Consider the following 14,444-nt stretch of genomic DNA (forward strand, 5'->3'; position numbering starts at 1 on the left):
ACACCTCAGGAGACGGGGCGACCGGGGGTGGATAACAAAAATTTCCGAACATCTTCGTCTCGGGTTCCCGAGAGTCCCGGAGGGGCCGGGCCAGGACTCGTGCGCGGAAGGAATTCGGTCGCAACGGGGGCCGGGCGCTGCTAGCTTGCGGCCGTGGATCTCTTCTCACGCTCGTGGACAGCACTGCGCACAGCGGTCGCCGAACTTCCGGACGAGGACTTCGCGCGGCCGTCCGGCTGCACCGGCTGGCTGGTGCGGGACCTGGTGTGCCACCTGGTCATCGACGCCCAGGACGTCCTGATCACCCTCGTCACCCCGGCCGAAGGGGAACCCACCCGGGACGCGGTGACCTACTGGAACGTCGAGGACCGACCGCCGACCGGCGAGGATCCGCTCGACGCCCTGACCGTCCGTCTGGCCGCCGCCTACGAAGAGCCCTGGCTGCTGAAGTTCCACCTCGACGACCTCGGGTCCGCGGCCGGCCGTGCCGCCGGGCTCGCGGACCCCGCCCTCCGGGTCGGCACCCGCGACGAGGTCCTCACCGTGGCCGACTACCTTTCCGTCTACGTCCTGGAATGGACGCTTCACCACCTCGACCTGATCGCGCACCTTCCGGACGCGGCGGACCCGCCGGCCGAGAGCCTCGCGGGAGCACGCGAGCTCCTGGAGAGGATTGCCGGCGCGGCGTTGCCCCCGTCGCTCTCCGACAAGGACGCGCTGCTGATCGGCACCGGCCGGCGCGCCCCGACCGGCGAGGAGAAGGCCGACCTGGGGGAGCTGGCCGCGAAACTCCCGCTCGTCCTCGGCTGACGGACCGGCAGCCCCCCGGAGCGACAACCGACACCGGGTCAGCACCGGCCCGGCCAAGGGCTCGGCCGTTCGAGCCCTCTCCCGGGCCGTGGCCACCTGATAGGGCGCGTCCCATCGATGAGGCGTCGTCAGAGCTCCTAGCATGTGCCCACGGCTGGTGACGAGGCACGGCCTGGGTCCGTCGCGCCGCCAGGCGATCAGCCGGCCCACCTGGCCGCACGAGAATCCCGGAGAGCACCTCATGAAGATCCACCTCTCCAGCGTCTTCGTCGACGACCAGGAGAAGGCCCTGCGCTTCTACACCGACGTGCTGGGCTTCGTGAAGAAGCACGACATCCCGCTCGGCGCGGACCGGTGGCTGACCGTGGTCTCTCCGGAAGACCCCGACGGGACCGAACTGCTGCTTGAGCCCTCCGGCCATCCCGCGGTGCAGCCGTACAAGACGGCGCTGGTCCAGGACGGCATTCCGGTCACCTCCTTCGCCGTGGACGACGTTCAAGCGGAGTTCGACCGGATGCGCGAACTCGGGGTGCGCTTCACCCAGGAGCCGCAGGAGATGGGCACGGTCACCACTGCGGTTCTGGACGACACCTGCGGCAACCTGATCCAGATCGTGCACAGCAAGTAGGGCGCCGGCCGGCATGCCGGCTCAGCGTCGGCCGGGGCGTCGGCTCAGCGCCCGCCGCGATCACCGTCCGCGCTCAGGCTCGGGACTCCTGCACCGGCGAGCTCGTTCTGCGGTGCCTGCTGACGGCGCGGCAGCAGCAGCGGGGTGGCGAGGAGGAGCACTCCGGCGACGGCGATCGCGGTGCGGGGGCCGGTGACGGCGGCGAGCAGGCCCCACGTGGCGGTCAGGGCCGCGATGGTCACGCTGCTGCTGATCGACCACGCGGACAGGGTGCGGACGACCCGGTCGGGGGCGGTGTGGTGGAGCCGGTAGGTGGCCAGCACGGGGTTGAACAAGCCGCAGCAGGTCACCAGGCCGAGTTGGACGGCGATGACGAGCACGATCCCGGGGACGCCGGGCTGGACGAACGCCAGGCCGACGGGCCAGCACGCGCGCAGCGTTCCGGCGGTGAGAAGCACCTTCCGCTGCCCGAACCGCGCCACGAGCCGGTGCGCGAGGCGTGAACCGACGAGGCCGCCTATGCAAGGGGCCGCGAAGACGAGGCCGTACTGCCAGGGCGCGAACCCGAGATCGCCCAGCAGGAGCACGGCGAGCAGCGGCTCGGAGGCCATGATCAGGCCGTTGACCACGACCGAGTTGAGGAACAGCCGGCGCAGCGCGGAGTGGCCGAGGATGTGGCGCCACCCTTCGAGCAGATCGCCTGCCCGCAGCCGCGGCGCATCGGTTCGGGAAGGGCGCGGCTCCGTCCCGCCGATGGCACGGATGCCCAGCGCCGAGAGCAGGTAGCTGACCGCGTCGGCCACCACGGTCGTCACGGGGCCGAGCACTCCGATCGCGGCCCCGCCGAGCGGTGGTCCGACCATGGTCGCGGTCCACGTCGTGGACTCGAACCGGCTGTTCGCGACGAGCAGGTCCTCCGGCGGCACCAGCGCCTTGAGATACGCGCCGCTCGTCGCGGTGAAGGCGATGTTGGCCGCGGCGACGACGACGGAGACGACGAGGAGCTGGGCGAAGCCGAGCCACCCGAGGGCGAACGCGGCGGGGACGCTCATCAGCGCCGCGAACCGGATCAGGTCCATCGCCACCATGACCGGCCGCTTGCGGCGGAACTCCACCCATGGGCCGAGCGGCAGCGCCAGCACGGCCCCCACCGCCCGGCCGGCGGCGGCCAGCGCCGCCACCTGGGCCGGCCCGGAGTCCAGCACGAGGACCGCGATGAGGGGGAACGCGCCGAACCCGAGCGAGGTGCCGTACGCGCTCACCGCATACGCGCCCCACAACCGCCCGAACCGCCGCCCCAGCGCCCGCCTGCCCGCCATGCCTCATGCCCCTCTCGCCGATCTGTCTTGTCCCGGCCCCGGCCCCGCCCCCGGCGCCGGTCCCCCGGTCCCCGCCCGGGCCGTCCTGGGATCAGGCTCCGGCCTCGGTGGGGGTGCTGCGGCGGCGTGGTCGGCCTCGGTTGCGGGTGCGGCGGGTCCGCAACCGGCTGGTCCGCAGCCGGTCGGCACTCTCCGGATCCCGCGATGAGAGCTCGGCGAGCGCCGGGTGCAGGCCCATCCGGGACAGTCGCTCGGTGAGCGGGTCGGGCGGGCCGTCCGCGTCGCGCTGCCTGTCGTAGCGGCCGAACCAGGCGATCTGCGCGATCAGCGCGAGTGCCGTGGCAGCGGTTGCCGCCCACTGTTCCGGCCCGCGGGGTGCGCTGTCGAGCACCGCGGCACAGGTGAACGACATCTCCATGACGAGCAGTAGCACTCCGATCACGCCCAGGCAGCCCAGGTCGCGCGCGGTAGCCGGCGTCGGGGGCGGCAGGCCTGCGCGGTAGGCGGTGTGGAACTCCTCCCGGGCGGTACGGAAGGCGGTGTCGCGGAGCACGATGTGGCCGACGGCGGCGGGTGCGGTACGACGGCGCAGCGTGGCGAGCAGGGCGTCCGGCAGCGGGTGCCCGGCAGTACGCGCGGGGTCGGTGCCGTCCGCGGTGAGGCTCAGGTTGCCCCGGTGGTTGACGGTGGCCAATCCGGCGAGCAGCAGCCGGGCCGCGGCGGCCTGGGTGTCGTCCTCGGGCCACCAGCGGGCGGCGGCTGCGTAGTGAGGGTCGACCACGAGCTCGGCGCAGCGCTCGGAGGCCGCCCGGTACCGCCGGCCGTCCCGGCGGCGACGCAGCCCGAGCAGCCCGTACAGCAGGGCGGTGACGGGCAGCACGACGCAGGCGAGGGCGATGGGGAACACGCGCAGAGCGTAGGGCGCGGGCAGGGAGGCGGCACAGCCGTTTTCGGAGGAGAGGGCAGCGGCGCTGCTCGTGGGCAGTGCGTGAGTGGTGCTCGGGCGCGCGCGTGCCCTCCCGTGGGTGTAATCGGCCGGTCGCGGTGAGTGGGTGATGGGGGCCTGGAGCGTGAGGGCACGCACGTGGGCCCGATCACATACGATGCCGGGCCGTAGTGACAGGGGCGCAAATTTGGGCATTCCGGCTACTTCGGGTGGGGTTTTTACGGTGCTACGTCGTAGGTCACACCCTTTGTCAGGCGGGTTTCGCGCCGCTAACAATGGCTGAGTCGCAGGGCGCCGTCGTTCGAGACGCGGCGCCTTTCCCGTGCCGGACAGGCCCGGGTGCGACATCCCCGATTGGAAGAGGTTCAGCTCAGTCATGCGCTCCACCATCTCCGGCTATACCGCTCTGCCCAAGGCTCACAAGTTCTCCGCCGCCGGTCTCGTCACCGTCGCCGGTGCCGCCGCTCTGACGTTCGCGCTGGTGCCGCAGGCTTCCGCCGCCGACGCCGGCTCCAGCGTCGGTGTGAAGCCCGTGGCCCAGAGCGCCCAGGAGTTCGGTGCGACGCACGACGCCGAGCTGGCCAAGGCCACCGACGCCGCCGCTGCCAAGGCCGGCGCCGACGCCAAGGCCGCCACGCAGACCGCCGCCAAGGCCGAGGCCGACGCCGAGCGCGCCAACCGCTCCACCGAGCGCAAGGCCCTCAAGCCCGCTCCGGCCGCCAAGCCCGCCGCCCCCGCCAAGAAGACCTACGCGGACAACCTGGACGGCTGGATCAAGGAGTCCCTGGACGTCCTGCAGGCCAAGGGCATCCCGGCCTCCTACGAGGGCATCAAGCGCAACATCATGCGCGAGTCGACCGGCAACCCCCGCGCGATCAACGACTGGGACATCAACGCCGTCAACGGCGTCCCCTCCAAGGGCCTGCTGCAGATCATCGACCCGACCTTCAAGGCCTACCACGTCGAGGGCACGTCCTGGGACATCTACGACCCGGTCGCCAACATCACCGCGTCCTGCAACTACGCCGCCGACAAGTACGGCTCCATGGACAACGTCAACTCCGCGTACTGATCCGGCCACGGACAACACGAAGGGCGCAGCACCCGCACAGGGGCTGCGCCCTTTCGCATGCCCGGGGCGATCCCGAGCGCGGAGGCCGAAGGCGCCGTCTTGGAACTTCCCCGGCTCGGCAAAGGCGTGCCCTACCAGGCCGTACTCTTCCGGCGTGAGTGACATATACGAACTGCAACTGGCCCTCGACCTCCCGGGCTCCCTTCCGGAGACGGACTTGGACCTGCTCCGCCGGCACCTGTCCGACGAGGGCGGTGACGCCGGCCACGATGAGGACGATGAGGAGGCGGGCGGCCCCGAGACGTACCCTCTGCTCGCCTCCCGGGGTCCGGCATGGCGCATCGGCGGGGCTCTGGTCGGCGAACTCTGCCGAGGGCCGCGAGGCTGGGCTCTCACCGCGCGCCAGGAAGTGCACCCCGACGAGTTCCCTGCCCTTGAGGGCCTCCTGGTGTGGCTGGCCGCGCGGACGTCGACCCCGGGCCCCATCGGGTACCTGCGTTTCCACGAGTCCACGGTGCCCGACGTCCTGATGGCGGACGGGCAAGTACCCAGCCGTATGAGCCTGCACCCATCAGCAGCCGTCGAGGCGGAACTGCTGCCCGGCGCGGAGTAGAACCGGCCCCGCCGTGCCCCCGTGCAGCCATGGCATCCTCCAAAAAACCGTGGAATATTGAAGGAAAAGCCAGGATCGGGATGCCGCCGCACCGCCACGATGCTGGAGGACGCCATGGGCTTCGCCGACGAGCATCTGACGCCCCTGGTCGACGCCGGGTTGGGCAACAGCGCCTACCTGGTCGATCTGGGCGACGGACGCGCCCTGGCCGTGGACGCCTCCCGGGACCTCCGGGCCCTGCGCGAGGCCGCCGACCGGTGCCGCCTCGCGGTGGCGTTCGCCGCCGACACCCACCTGCACGCCGACTTCCTCACCGGCGCGCTCCAGCTCGCGGCCGACGACGGCGCCACCGTGCTGGCCTCCGCCGCCGGCCACCGCGCCTTCCCCCACACGGCACTCGGCGACGGCGACGAGGTGGATCTGGGAGGGCTGACCCTGCGGGCGCTCGCCACACCCGGCCACACGGACGAGCACCTTTCCTTCCTGCTCCTCGACGGGTCCCGGGTGCTCGGCGTGTTCACCGGCGGGTCGCTGATCGTCGGCTCGGCCGCCCGCACCGACCTCCAGGGCGCGGACCGGGCCGAAGAGCTGGCCCGCGCCCAGTACCGCTCGCTGCGCCGCCTGACCGAGCTGCCGGTCGCGACCGAGGTCTGGCCCACCCACGGCGCGGGGTCGTTCTGCTCGGCCCCGCCCGGCTCCGAGCGGACCACCACCATCGGCGCCGAGAAGCGGGCGAACGACCTCCTGGCCGCGCCGGACGAGGACGCGTTCGTCGCCCGGCTGCTCGGCTCGCTCGGTTCCTACCCCGCCTACTTCGCCCGCCTCGCCGAAGTCAACCGCCACGGCCCCGCCCTCCTCGCAGGCGCCCCCGGCCTGAAGCCGCTCACCCCGGCCCGGCTCCGGGCTCTGCTCGCCGACGGTGCGTACCTGGTCGACGCCCGCCCGGTCACCGAGTTCGCCGCCGGGCACGTCCCCGGCGCCGTCTCGAACGCGCTGCGGCCGGCGTTCGCGACCTGGACCGGCTGGCTGCTGCCCCCGGACGTGCCGCTCGCCTTCGTCCTCGGACCCGGGCAGGACCCGGACGAACTCGCCTGGCAGGCGGCGAAGATCGGCTACGACCGGCTCGCCGGGCAACTGGACGGCGGCATGGAGGCCTGGCGAGCCGACGGCGGCCCGGCCGAGACCATCGGGCTGGTGGCAGCGGGCCGGATCGGAGACCGCCCGGTCCTGGACGTACGTCAGGACGAGGAGTTCGCCGCCGGGCACCTCCCCGGCGCCGCGCACACCGAGCTCGGCGACCTGGCCGCCGACGGCCACGAGATACGCGACGGCACGGTGGTGATGTGCGGGCACGGCGAGCGCGCGATGAGCGCCGCCAGCCTCCTCGCCCGCCGCGGCAGCCGGGACCTTGCCGTGCTGGTCGGCGGTGCCCCGGACTGGGTGAAGGCGACCGGTCGCCCTCTGGAGGGCGACCGGTGACCACCGAGCCGGGCCGCGTCCGGCCTACCGGATCAGCCGCTTGAGCGTCTGCACGCGGCGGACCCCGTCGTACACCCACCGCTCGTGCGCCGGATCCCAGCGGGCCCCCGCCATCTTCGCCTCGTCCTTCATCGGCAGAATTCCGCTTCCACGGCCGCCTGCTCGAGCGCGGGATCGCCCCAGTCGCTGGTGCGGTTGATGGTGACGACGTGCTCGCCGTCGGCGGTGGCGGCCGTCCGGGTCATGGAGCCGGTGACCTCGCTGCTGTGACCCCAGACCTGCACACCGCATGCTCCGAGCGTCTGTGACCTGATCCCGAGACCGTAGGACCGGCCGCCGCCCAGGTCGTGCCCGGTGAACATCTCCTTCTGCTGGGCGGGGGGAAGGAGCTTGCCGCGCACGAGGGCACGGATGAAGACGTTCAGATCGCGGGCTGTGGAGATCATCTCGCCGGAGGCGCCGGAGAAGGAGGGGTTGAATTCGGTGACGTCGTAGATCCGCGCGGCAGGGTCGTCCACATAGAGCTTGGAGTAGTGGCGGCTGTGCGGTCCGGGCACCGACGGCGACGAGCCGGGGACCGTGGTCCCGCGCAGGCCGAGAGGTCTGATGACGCGCCGTTCCACTTCGGAGGCGTAGCCGTGGCCCGTGGCCTTCTCGATGACCATGCCGGCCAGGACGTAGTTGGTGTTGGAGTAGGACCAGCCCTTGCCGGGCTCGAAGAGCGGCTTGTGGGCGAGGCCGATCCGTACCAGTTCCTCCGGGGTGGCGTTGTCGTACCGATGGGCGAAGAAGGCCTTGCCGGTGAACTTGGCGCGGAGTCCGTCGTCGTTGATGTAGTCGTACAGCCCGCTGGTGTGCTGGAGCAGCCGGCGCAGAGTGATCCGGCGCCCGTCGTTGCCGTGGCCGCGCACCAGGCCGGGCAGCCACTTGTCCACCGTGTCGTCCATCGACAGGCCGTGCTCGGGTTCGGCGGCGAGCTGCAGCAGGACGGTGGCGATGAAGGGCTTGGTGAGGCTGCCGATGCGGAAGCGGTCCTGCGGTAGGCGCGGGCGGCCGGTGCGGAGGTCCGCCACACCGGAGGTGCCGTTCCAGGACTCGCCCGCACGGTCGACCCGGGCCAGGACTCCGGGGGTCCCCGCGCGCGTGATCGCGTCGAGGGCGTCCTGCGTTGCGGAGTGGGCGGAGTGGGCGGAGTGGGCGGAGTGAGGGGAGGGGGGTGAGGGAGTACGCGGTGCAGCGGAGGCCGGGGCGACCGCGGCTGCGGCGACCGCTCCGGCCAGTGCCAGGGTGACCAGAGTGCGAGGTAAGGCGTTCGTGGCCATGTGGGCTATCTCCGTCTCCGGTGGGGTGCTGCTGCTGTGGTACTCAAGGGGACTCCTGAGCCCTCCGGGAGGTTGACGGTCTTCCGTCGTCCGGGAGCATGGAGGTGTGGACGGGAACCGGGATTTCGGCGGGGCCGAGCCGTTGGATGTGCTGGACGTGGCGCCGACGCCTCGGACGGCGGTGGCATGGATGCCGCCCCAGGAGCTCTGGCCGGCGATCCAGGAGATCCGGTGGGAGCACGATCCACAGGTCCGGCGATGGCCGCCGCATGTGAACCTGCTGTTCGGCTTCGTACCGGAGGAGGAGTTCGTACGGGCCTTGCCGTTGCTTGCCGCCGGGGCGGCTGAGACCGCGGCGTTCACGGCGCGCCTCTCCGGGGTCCGCTACTTCCGCCACCGGCACTACGCCACCGTGTGGCTCGATCCGGCCGCGGCCGGCCCGGCCGCGTGGGCCCGTCTCCAGCAGGCGCTGGGGTCGCGGTTCCCGCTCTGCCGCGGACGTGGCGGCCGCTTCACCCCGCACCTGTCCCTCGGCCGCACGCAGGAGCCGCGGCAGCTCGCCGCCGAGTGCGCCGCCCGCCTCGGCTCACTGCCGGCGGTCGTCGACGAAGTGGTCCTGCTCTCCCGGCGCGGCGACGGGCCCATGCAGCCGCGGGCAGTGATCGCGCTGGGCACGGGGGAGGTCCGCAGGCCGCCGGAGTACGAGTTGTAGGGCGGAGGGACCCGGCCCGGCAGCCGAGCCGCCACAGGCACATCACGAGGGAGAGCCCAGTGCGGCCCGCGCCGCCGTGACCATGGCCGTGATCCCGGTCGGCAGGGCGAGGCGCGGGCTCGGGGCGAAGAGGGGGGAGTGGTTGGGCGGAAGGCCGGCCAGCTTCTCGGCGGCGGTGGTGCCCGGGGCGGCCGCCCATTGGCGAGGACCGGCCGTGCCCAGCATCCAGTACGCCGTGGGCACGCCGTCCGGCGCGAGGAGCGGGAAGTCCTCGGTGGCCATGGACGGCGGCCAGCCGGTGACGCGAGCCTCGCCGAAGGCCGCCGCGTGCGCGTCCCGGATGGCCGCCGTGAGCTGCGGATCGGGACGGTTGACGGGAGAGCGGGAAACGACGGAGATCTCCGGCGGCACCGGGCAGCCCGAGGCGTCGCATTCCGCACGGACGATCCGGTGCACGGCCGTCACCACCCGGTCCAGCGCGGCGCCGGAGAAGCCGCGGACGGTGAGGCCGAGTTCGGCGCGGTCCGGGATGACGTTGCCGCGGGTGCCCGCCTGCAGTCGGCCGACGGTCAGGACGACCTGTTCGGCCGGTGCCGTCTCGGCGGCGACCATGGTCTGCAGGCGCACGACCACGGCGGCAGCGGTCACCACCGGATCGACGGCCAGGTGGGGCGTCGCGACGTGGCCGCCGCGGCCGTGCACGACGACGTCGAGGGAGACGCTGCCCGCCGTCATGGGGCCCGTGCCATGGGCGACCATGCCCGCCGGCAGGGGCGCGGCGTGCTGGGCCAGTACGGCGTCGGGCCGGCCGAACCGGTCGTGGAGCCCGTCGTCGAGCATGGCCTGCGCGCCGCTCAGCGTCTCCTCCGCGGGCTGCCCTACCACCATCACCGTGCCCCGCCACAGCCGCCGATCCGCGGCGAGCACGCTCGCCGCGCCCGCGGCCGCCGCGAGGTGGAGGTCGTGCCCGCAGGCGTGCATCACCGGCACCGGGGTGCTCACCCGGCTCGCGTACGGCAGGCCGGTGCGCTCCTGGACGGGCAGGGCGTCGAGTTCGGCGCGCACCACGACCAGCGGTCCCTCGCCGTTCTCCAGCAGGCCGACGACACCGTGGCCCCCGACGCCCGCCGTCACCCGGTAGCCGGCCCGGGTCAGCCAGTCGGCGAAGCAGGCCGCCGTGCGTGACTCCTCTCCGGAGAGCTCGGGGTGGGCGTGCAGGTCGAGGTAGAGCGTCGTGACGGCCTCCAGGAGATCGCGCGGGAGCACGGATGCGGATGCGGATGCGGACATGGATATGGATATGGACATGGGCTGGTGCACCTTTCGGCTCGGTCGGATCGGGAGGCTGGCCGGATTGGCCGGATTGGCCGGTCGGTCAGCCCGTCAGCCGGTCAGGCGGCTGGACGGGTCGCGCAGCCCCGCTGACACCTGGTGTCAGCGGCTTGCACAGAGATCTGTCAGCGGGCCCTGCTGGACTGATGGGGCAAGAACGGACGTACGGACGTACGGGCGGCGGATCGCCGGCCGTACACACCGGCCACAGCAACGACGCAAGGAGAAGCACCATGGCTCAGCAGGCCGAACTCGCCACGCTCGCCCAGGAGATCCTGGAGCTGGAGTCGGAGACCTTCGAGATCTCGGACTACTCGGACGCGAGCGAGGTCGTCCTCGCCGGTTCCACCAGCTCCAGCTCCACGAGCACCTGCTCCAGCACCACCAGCACCACCAGCTGCTCCGCCTGATCCCAGGCAGCGCAGTCAGCCGTCCGGCGTACGGCCGGCGAACCGGAAGCCCTCGTCCCTGCCCTGGCCGAGGGCTTCCGGCGCGTCGTCTCCGGGGACGGCGCTCACGGGAACGGGTGCGGCACCCGCCTGATCTCCTCCTCCCGCAGATCCGTCGACCGCCACCCCGCGCGCCGGAAGGCCGTCCGCAGCCGGTCCATGCCCAACACTCGCTGCCGGTCCCAGCCGAAGTCGATGGGCACCAGCCCGGGCACCACCGTCGAGACGGTGCACAGCCCCATCCGCTCCTGCTCCGGAGAGGTCTGGTCGACGACGATCACGTCGAAGCCGGCGCCCGTCAGCTCGTCGCGGCACAGCAGCACGTCGTCCAGGAGGTCGCCCGTGGCGGGCCGCTGCCGCTGCCAGCCGGCGTAGAGCTCAGCCAGCGGGCGGACGGACTCCGGTTCCAGGTACTCGCGCGCGTGCCGCGCCATCCGCGGCAGGCCGTACAGCCGGGCGTGATGGGTGAGTTCCCGTACGAGGGAGAAGTCGTCGGCCATGGCCTCCAGCGCGGTGCGGTGCTCGGCCACCTGACGGTCCAGGTGCGGCAGGTACGTGAGCACCTCGGACAGCGCCGCCTCCACGGCCTCCTCCGGGTCCAGCCGGGCGCCCGCCGCGAAGGAGAGCGTGCCGGGCCCGCCGTCGCGGCGTACGGCCACGGCGGTCACCACGGGCACGGCGAGGTCGACGCGGTTGTCGAAGGCGTGGACGTCGTAGCCCTGGAGCGCCGCGCGGTCGGCCATGGCCCGCACCGCGCCGCCGCGGCACGATGCCAGGTCGATGCCGGTGAGCCGGGCCCGCCCGTACCAGCCGAGCAGGAACGCGTCCCGTTCGACGAGTTCCAGCAGCCCGAACAGGACGGCCTCCTCCAGGCAGCTGCCGGTGGCGCAGCCGTTGGAGCTCTCGAAGACGAAGTTGTCGCTGTCGACGCCGGCGCCGTAGTGGACCGCCCGCCGGGGCACGAGGACCGTGCGGTCGTCGCGCAGGGAGTACCCGTGCACCCAGGGGATGGGGCGTGCGGGGTCGAACGGCGCGAGCATCGGGTCGGTGCGGTAGACCTCGGGCGCGTACGTGCCGCAGGTGCGCGGGTCGACGGCCTCGTCGCGCACGTCGTCGTAGGCGGCGACGAGCGGTTCGCCCCGGTGGCGGCGGTGGATGCCCGCGTACCGTTCGAGGCCCTCCAGGTACGCCAGCGTCCGGCTGGCGGCGAAGGAGTTGGCCTGGCCGCTCCAGGTGACGTCGGACAGGCCCGCGTACGTCCGGACGAAGACGCTGCCCGCGACCGGGGAGGTCGTGGGGGAGGCGACGTTGAGCCAGGTCCCTTCGCCGAGCGCGCCGCACACGGGGTTGGCCAGGGCTCCTTGCGGCAGTGGGTACGAGCCGGCCGGCCGCAGCCGGGACACGCCGGGGCCGGGCTTGGGCCGGGTGACGAGCTCCGGCGGGGCGTACGGGCCGGGCAACGGGCCGCAAGCGGGGCACAGCGGGTCGCCGAGCAGCGGCAGCGTGGTGACCCGCAGGGTGGCCAGGTCGACGCGCGTGGCCTGGGGCAGCGGGAGGTCGGCGGACGTGTGCCACTCGCCGTCCGGCCGGCCCGCCCCGGCCGGGCGCCCGGAGAGCAGGACCGCTTCGTACACGGCCCAGATCGCGTCCACGGCGTGGTCGGGCAGCACGGGCCACAGGCCCGCCCCGGTCATGTCCGTGCCCACTTCGAGCGCGTCCCGCTCGGAGCGCGAGCGCAGCCGCTGCCAGCGCCGCGCGAGACAGGCGCCGCACGCTGCAGGGGCTTCCCCCTGCGCGCCCCAGGGGCCGATCAGTGCCGCCTGCGCGGTCAGGTGGACGGTGGCACGGGGGCGCAGCGCGCCGTGCGGGTCCGCAGCGGGCCGGAAGGCGTCGGCCGCGCCCACCGGGACGACGATGGGAGCAGGACGGCCGGCTCCGTGTCCTGAGGCCTGGAAGCGCTCGGTGAGTGCCTGCTGCAGCTGCCTGCTCGCGCCGTCCATGGGATCGGCAACCAGCGGGGGCGCGGTCGTGGCGGTGCTCATGACGCGTTGCTCCAGCGGAACGTCTTCACCGCGATCGCGCCGAAGACCAGCGCGAAGACGGCCAGCCCCCCGCACGCCACGGCGGTGGAGGCGAGGTCGGCGCGCCCGGAGACCGCCCGCGATATGCCGTCGTTGAGATAGTGCAGCGGCAGCACCTTGGCGAAGGTCTGCAGCCAGGAGGGCATCGCGTCCAGGGGGTAGAACGCCCCGGACAGGAACGCCATCGGCACCATGACGCAGTTGGCGACGGCGGCAACGGCCTCCGGGGTGTCGGCCCGCGAGCCGATCACCATGCCGATCGCGAGGAACGCGGTGATGCCGCTCACCAGGACCGGCAGAGCCCACGGCCACGTGGCGTCCACGTGCAGTCCGAAGACCGGCAGCAGGGCCACGCCGATGAACAGCACGGCCTGCACGGCCCCGACGGCCAGGGCGATGACGTACCGCGAGGCGAGCACCGAGCCGAGCGGGGCGGGCGTCAGCCGGATCAGCCGCAGCAGGTCGTCGCGGCGCCACTGCATCAGCGTGAACGCCACCCCGAAGACGGCCGCGTTGCCCACGCCCCACGACAGGACGCCGGGGGCGATGTAGTCGATGTAGCCGCGCCCGCTCTGCTCCACCGTCTTGCCGCGGAAGATCAGCCCGAAGACGACCAGGAAGATCAAGGGGAAGGCGAAGGTGAAGAAGACGGTGGTCCTGTCCCGGATCGCCGCCCGGTAACTCGCCCCGGTCAGTGCGGTGTAGGCGCTCATGCGTGCTGCTCCGTTCCGGCGAGCTCGCCCGTGAGCTCCAGGTAGACGTCTTCGAGGGTGGCGGTGCGGGTGCGGATGCCGTCGAGGCCGACGTCCGCGCCGAGGGCGGCCAGCAGCGGTCCCGCCGACCGGGTTTCGATGACGACCGAGCCGCCCTCGGCGGTGACCCGGTCGGCGCCCGCGAAGGCCTGCGCCCGCTCCACGGTGATCCGGTCCGCCGGCACCAGCAGCCGGGTCGGCGCCTGCGCGGCACCGACCAGCCGGTCCGGGCTGTCGAGCGCCACCACCCGTCCCGCGACGACGATGGCCACCCGGTCGCACAGCGCCTCGGCCTCGTCCAGGTGATGGGTCGTGTAGACGATCGTGCGCCCCTCGCTCTTGAGCGCGCGCAGCACCTGCCACAGGGCGCGGCGCGCCTGCGGGTCGAGGGCCGCGGTGGGCTCGTCGAGGAAGATCAGCTCCGGGCCGTGGACGAGCGCGGAGGCGATGGCGAGCCGCTGCCGCTGCCCTCCGGAGAGGACGTCGACGCGCACGCCGCCCTGCTCGGCCAGTCCGACCAGCGCCAGGGTGCGCTCGACTCCGGCCGGGTCGGAGCCGTAGAGGGCCGCGACGGTCGCCAGATGTTCCCGTGCCGTCAGCCGGGTGAAGAAGGCCGAGGTCTGGGTCTGCACGCCCATGCGCGGCAGCAGGGCGAGGTTGCGGGGCCAGGGGGAGGCGCCCAGGACCGAGACGCTGCCCGCGTCGGCCTTGCGCAGCCCCTCCATGATCTCCACGAGCGTGGTCTTGCCCGCGCCGTTGGGGCCGAGCACGCCGAAGAACTCGCCGCGCTCCACGGTCAGGGAGATCCCGTCCACGGCCTGTTTGTCGCCGTAGCGCTTGCGTACGCCGTCCAGCACCAGGGCGGAGGCCGCCGCGCGTGCGGACGGCTTCTTGTCTGTCATCGTTCCTCAGCTCTTCTTATGGGGGTG

Annotated in this window: 14 protein-coding genes; 7 read left to right on the forward strand and 7 right to left on the reverse strand. The window is 72.8% G+C overall.

Annotated elements, in window-relative coordinates; all coding sequences use genetic code 11:
• Positions 1-153 precede the first annotated feature (153 nt).
• On the forward strand, positions 154-810 hold the full coding sequence (locus NQU55_RS15195; RefSeq protein WP_168096686.1) for a maleylpyruvate isomerase N-terminal domain-containing protein: 657 nt from the start codon (positions 154-156) through the stop codon (positions 808-810).
• 241 nt (positions 811-1,051) lie between these two features.
• Positions 1,052-1,438 (forward strand): VOC family protein, encoded by a 387-nt coding sequence (locus NQU55_RS15200; RefSeq protein ID WP_256790696.1) that lies wholly within the window; start codon positions 1,052-1,054, stop codon positions 1,436-1,438.
• Between the two features lie 44 nt (positions 1,439-1,482).
• Here the strand turns inward: NQU55_RS15200 and NQU55_RS15205 are convergent, their stop codons facing one another.
• Positions 1,483-2,757, reverse strand: coding sequence for an MFS transporter (locus NQU55_RS15205; RefSeq protein ID WP_168096836.1), 1,275 nt, complete (start codon positions 2,755-2,757; stop codon positions 1,483-1,485).
• Between the two features lie 91 nt (positions 2,758-2,848).
• Positions 2,849-3,664 carry a hypothetical protein gene (locus NQU55_RS15210; protein WP_256790697.1) on the reverse strand — a complete coding sequence of 272 codons (816 nt, stop codon included), beginning with the start codon at positions 3,662-3,664 and terminating at the stop codon, positions 2,849-2,851.
• Between the two features lie 415 nt (positions 3,665-4,079).
• Here NQU55_RS15210 and NQU55_RS15215 point away from each other — a divergent pair, with 415 nt between their 5' ends.
• The 3 genes from NQU55_RS15215 (at position 4,080) to NQU55_RS15225 (ending at position 6,867) form a co-directional block, all read left to right on the forward strand.
• Positions 4,080-4,775: a transglycosylase SLT domain-containing protein gene (locus NQU55_RS15215; protein WP_256790698.1), complete on the forward strand. Its 696-nt coding sequence runs from the start codon at positions 4,080-4,082 to the stop codon at positions 4,773-4,775.
• Positions 4,776-4,929: 154 nt separating this feature from the next.
• A complete protein-coding gene (locus NQU55_RS15220; RefSeq protein WP_256790699.1) occupies positions 4,930-5,388 on the forward strand; it encodes a hypothetical protein in 459 nt (152 codons plus the stop codon).
• 57 nt (positions 5,389-5,445) lie between these two features.
• Positions 5,446-6,867: an MBL fold metallo-hydrolase gene (locus NQU55_RS15225; protein WP_240977082.1), complete on the forward strand. Its 1,422-nt coding sequence runs from the start codon at positions 5,446-5,448 to the stop codon at positions 6,865-6,867.
• A gap of 128 nt (positions 6,868-6,995) precedes the next feature.
• Here the strand turns inward: NQU55_RS15225 and NQU55_RS15230 are convergent, their stop codons facing one another.
• Positions 6,996-8,189 (reverse strand): serine hydrolase domain-containing protein, encoded by a 1,194-nt coding sequence (locus tag NQU55_RS15230; RefSeq protein ID WP_256790700.1) that lies wholly within the window; start codon positions 8,187-8,189, stop codon positions 6,996-6,998.
• Positions 8,190-8,295: 106 nt separating this feature from the next.
• Here NQU55_RS15230 and NQU55_RS15235 point away from each other — a divergent pair, with 106 nt between their 5' ends.
• On the forward strand, positions 8,296-8,901 hold the full coding sequence (locus tag NQU55_RS15235; protein WP_168093026.1) for a 2'-5' RNA ligase family protein: 606 nt from the start codon (positions 8,296-8,298) through the stop codon (positions 8,899-8,901).
• Between the two features lie 42 nt (positions 8,902-8,943).
• Here NQU55_RS15235 and NQU55_RS15240 read toward each other — a convergent pair whose 3' ends face one another.
• Entirely contained in the window at positions 8,944-10,209 is a 1,266-nt protein-coding gene (locus NQU55_RS15240; protein WP_168093025.1) for an amidohydrolase, read from the reverse strand.
• Positions 10,210-10,466: 257 nt separating this feature from the next.
• Between NQU55_RS15240 and NQU55_RS15245 the strand changes: the two genes are divergently transcribed.
• Positions 10,467-10,643 carry a thiazolylpeptide-type bacteriocin gene (locus NQU55_RS15245; RefSeq protein ID WP_058043691.1) on the forward strand — a complete coding sequence of 59 codons (177 nt, stop codon included), beginning with the start codon at positions 10,467-10,469 and terminating at the stop codon, positions 10,641-10,643.
• A 104-nt stretch (positions 10,644-10,747) separates the two neighbouring features.
• Here the strand turns inward: NQU55_RS15245 and NQU55_RS15250 are convergent, their stop codons facing one another.
• The 3 genes from NQU55_RS15250 to NQU55_RS15260 are packed head-to-tail and all read right to left on the reverse strand — an operon-like array spanning position 10,748 to position 14,417.
• Positions 10,748-12,724, reverse strand: coding sequence for a TOMM precursor leader peptide-binding protein (locus tag NQU55_RS15250; protein WP_256790701.1), 1,977 nt, complete (start codon positions 12,722-12,724; stop codon positions 10,748-10,750).
• Positions 12,721-13,476 carry an ABC transporter permease gene (locus tag NQU55_RS15255; protein ID WP_168093024.1) on the reverse strand — a complete coding sequence of 252 codons (756 nt, stop codon included), beginning with the start codon at positions 13,474-13,476 and terminating at the stop codon, positions 12,721-12,723. Before NQU55_RS15255 ends, NQU55_RS15250 begins: the two co-directional genes overlap by 4 nt.
• On the reverse strand, positions 13,473-14,417 hold the full coding sequence (locus NQU55_RS15260) for an ABC transporter ATP-binding protein (RefSeq protein WP_168093023.1): 945 nt from the start codon (positions 14,415-14,417) through the stop codon (positions 13,473-13,475). The genes NQU55_RS15255 and NQU55_RS15260 overlap by 4 nt, the downstream gene beginning before the upstream one ends.
• Between the last annotated feature and the right edge of the window lie 27 nt (positions 14,418-14,444).

Origin of the sequence: Streptomyces telluris, assembly GCF_024519335.1 — a bacterium.
Lineage (GTDB): Bacteria > Actinomycetota > Actinomycetes > Streptomycetales > Streptomycetaceae > Streptomyces > Streptomyces telluris.

Bases quoted from the DNA above. Each gene is read 5' to 3' on its own strand.
- NQU55_RS15215 (WP_256790698.1), top strand. From the start codon at position 4,080: ATGCGCTCCACCATCTCCGGCTATACCGCTCTGCCCAAGGCTCACAAG.
- NQU55_RS15245 (WP_058043691.1), top strand. From the start codon at position 10,467: ATGGCTCAGCAGGCCGAACTCGCCACGCTCGCCCAGGAGATCCTGGAG.
- NQU55_RS15255 (WP_168093024.1), bottom strand. From the start codon at position 13,476: ATGAGCGCCTACACCGCACTGACCGGGGCGAGTTACCGGGCGGCGATC.
- NQU55_RS15250 (WP_256790701.1), bottom strand. From the start codon at position 12,724: ATGAGCACCGCCACGACCGCGCCCCCGCTGGTTGCCGATCCCATGGAC.
- NQU55_RS15240 (WP_168093025.1), bottom strand. From the start codon at position 10,209: ATGTCCATATCCATATCCATGTCCGCATCCGCATCCGCATCCGTGCTC.
- NQU55_RS15205 (WP_168096836.1), bottom strand. From the start codon at position 2,757: ATGGCGGGCAGGCGGGCGCTGGGGCGGCGGTTCGGGCGGTTGTGGGGC.
- NQU55_RS15230 (WP_256790700.1), bottom strand. From the start codon at position 8,189: ATGGCCACGAACGCCTTACCTCGCACTCTGGTCACCCTGGCACTGGCC.
- NQU55_RS15200 (WP_256790696.1), top strand. From the start codon at position 1,052: ATGAAGATCCACCTCTCCAGCGTCTTCGTCGACGACCAGGAGAAGGCC.
- NQU55_RS15260 (WP_168093023.1), bottom strand. From the start codon at position 14,417: ATGACAGACAAGAAGCCGTCCGCACGCGCGGCGGCCTCCGCCCTGGTG.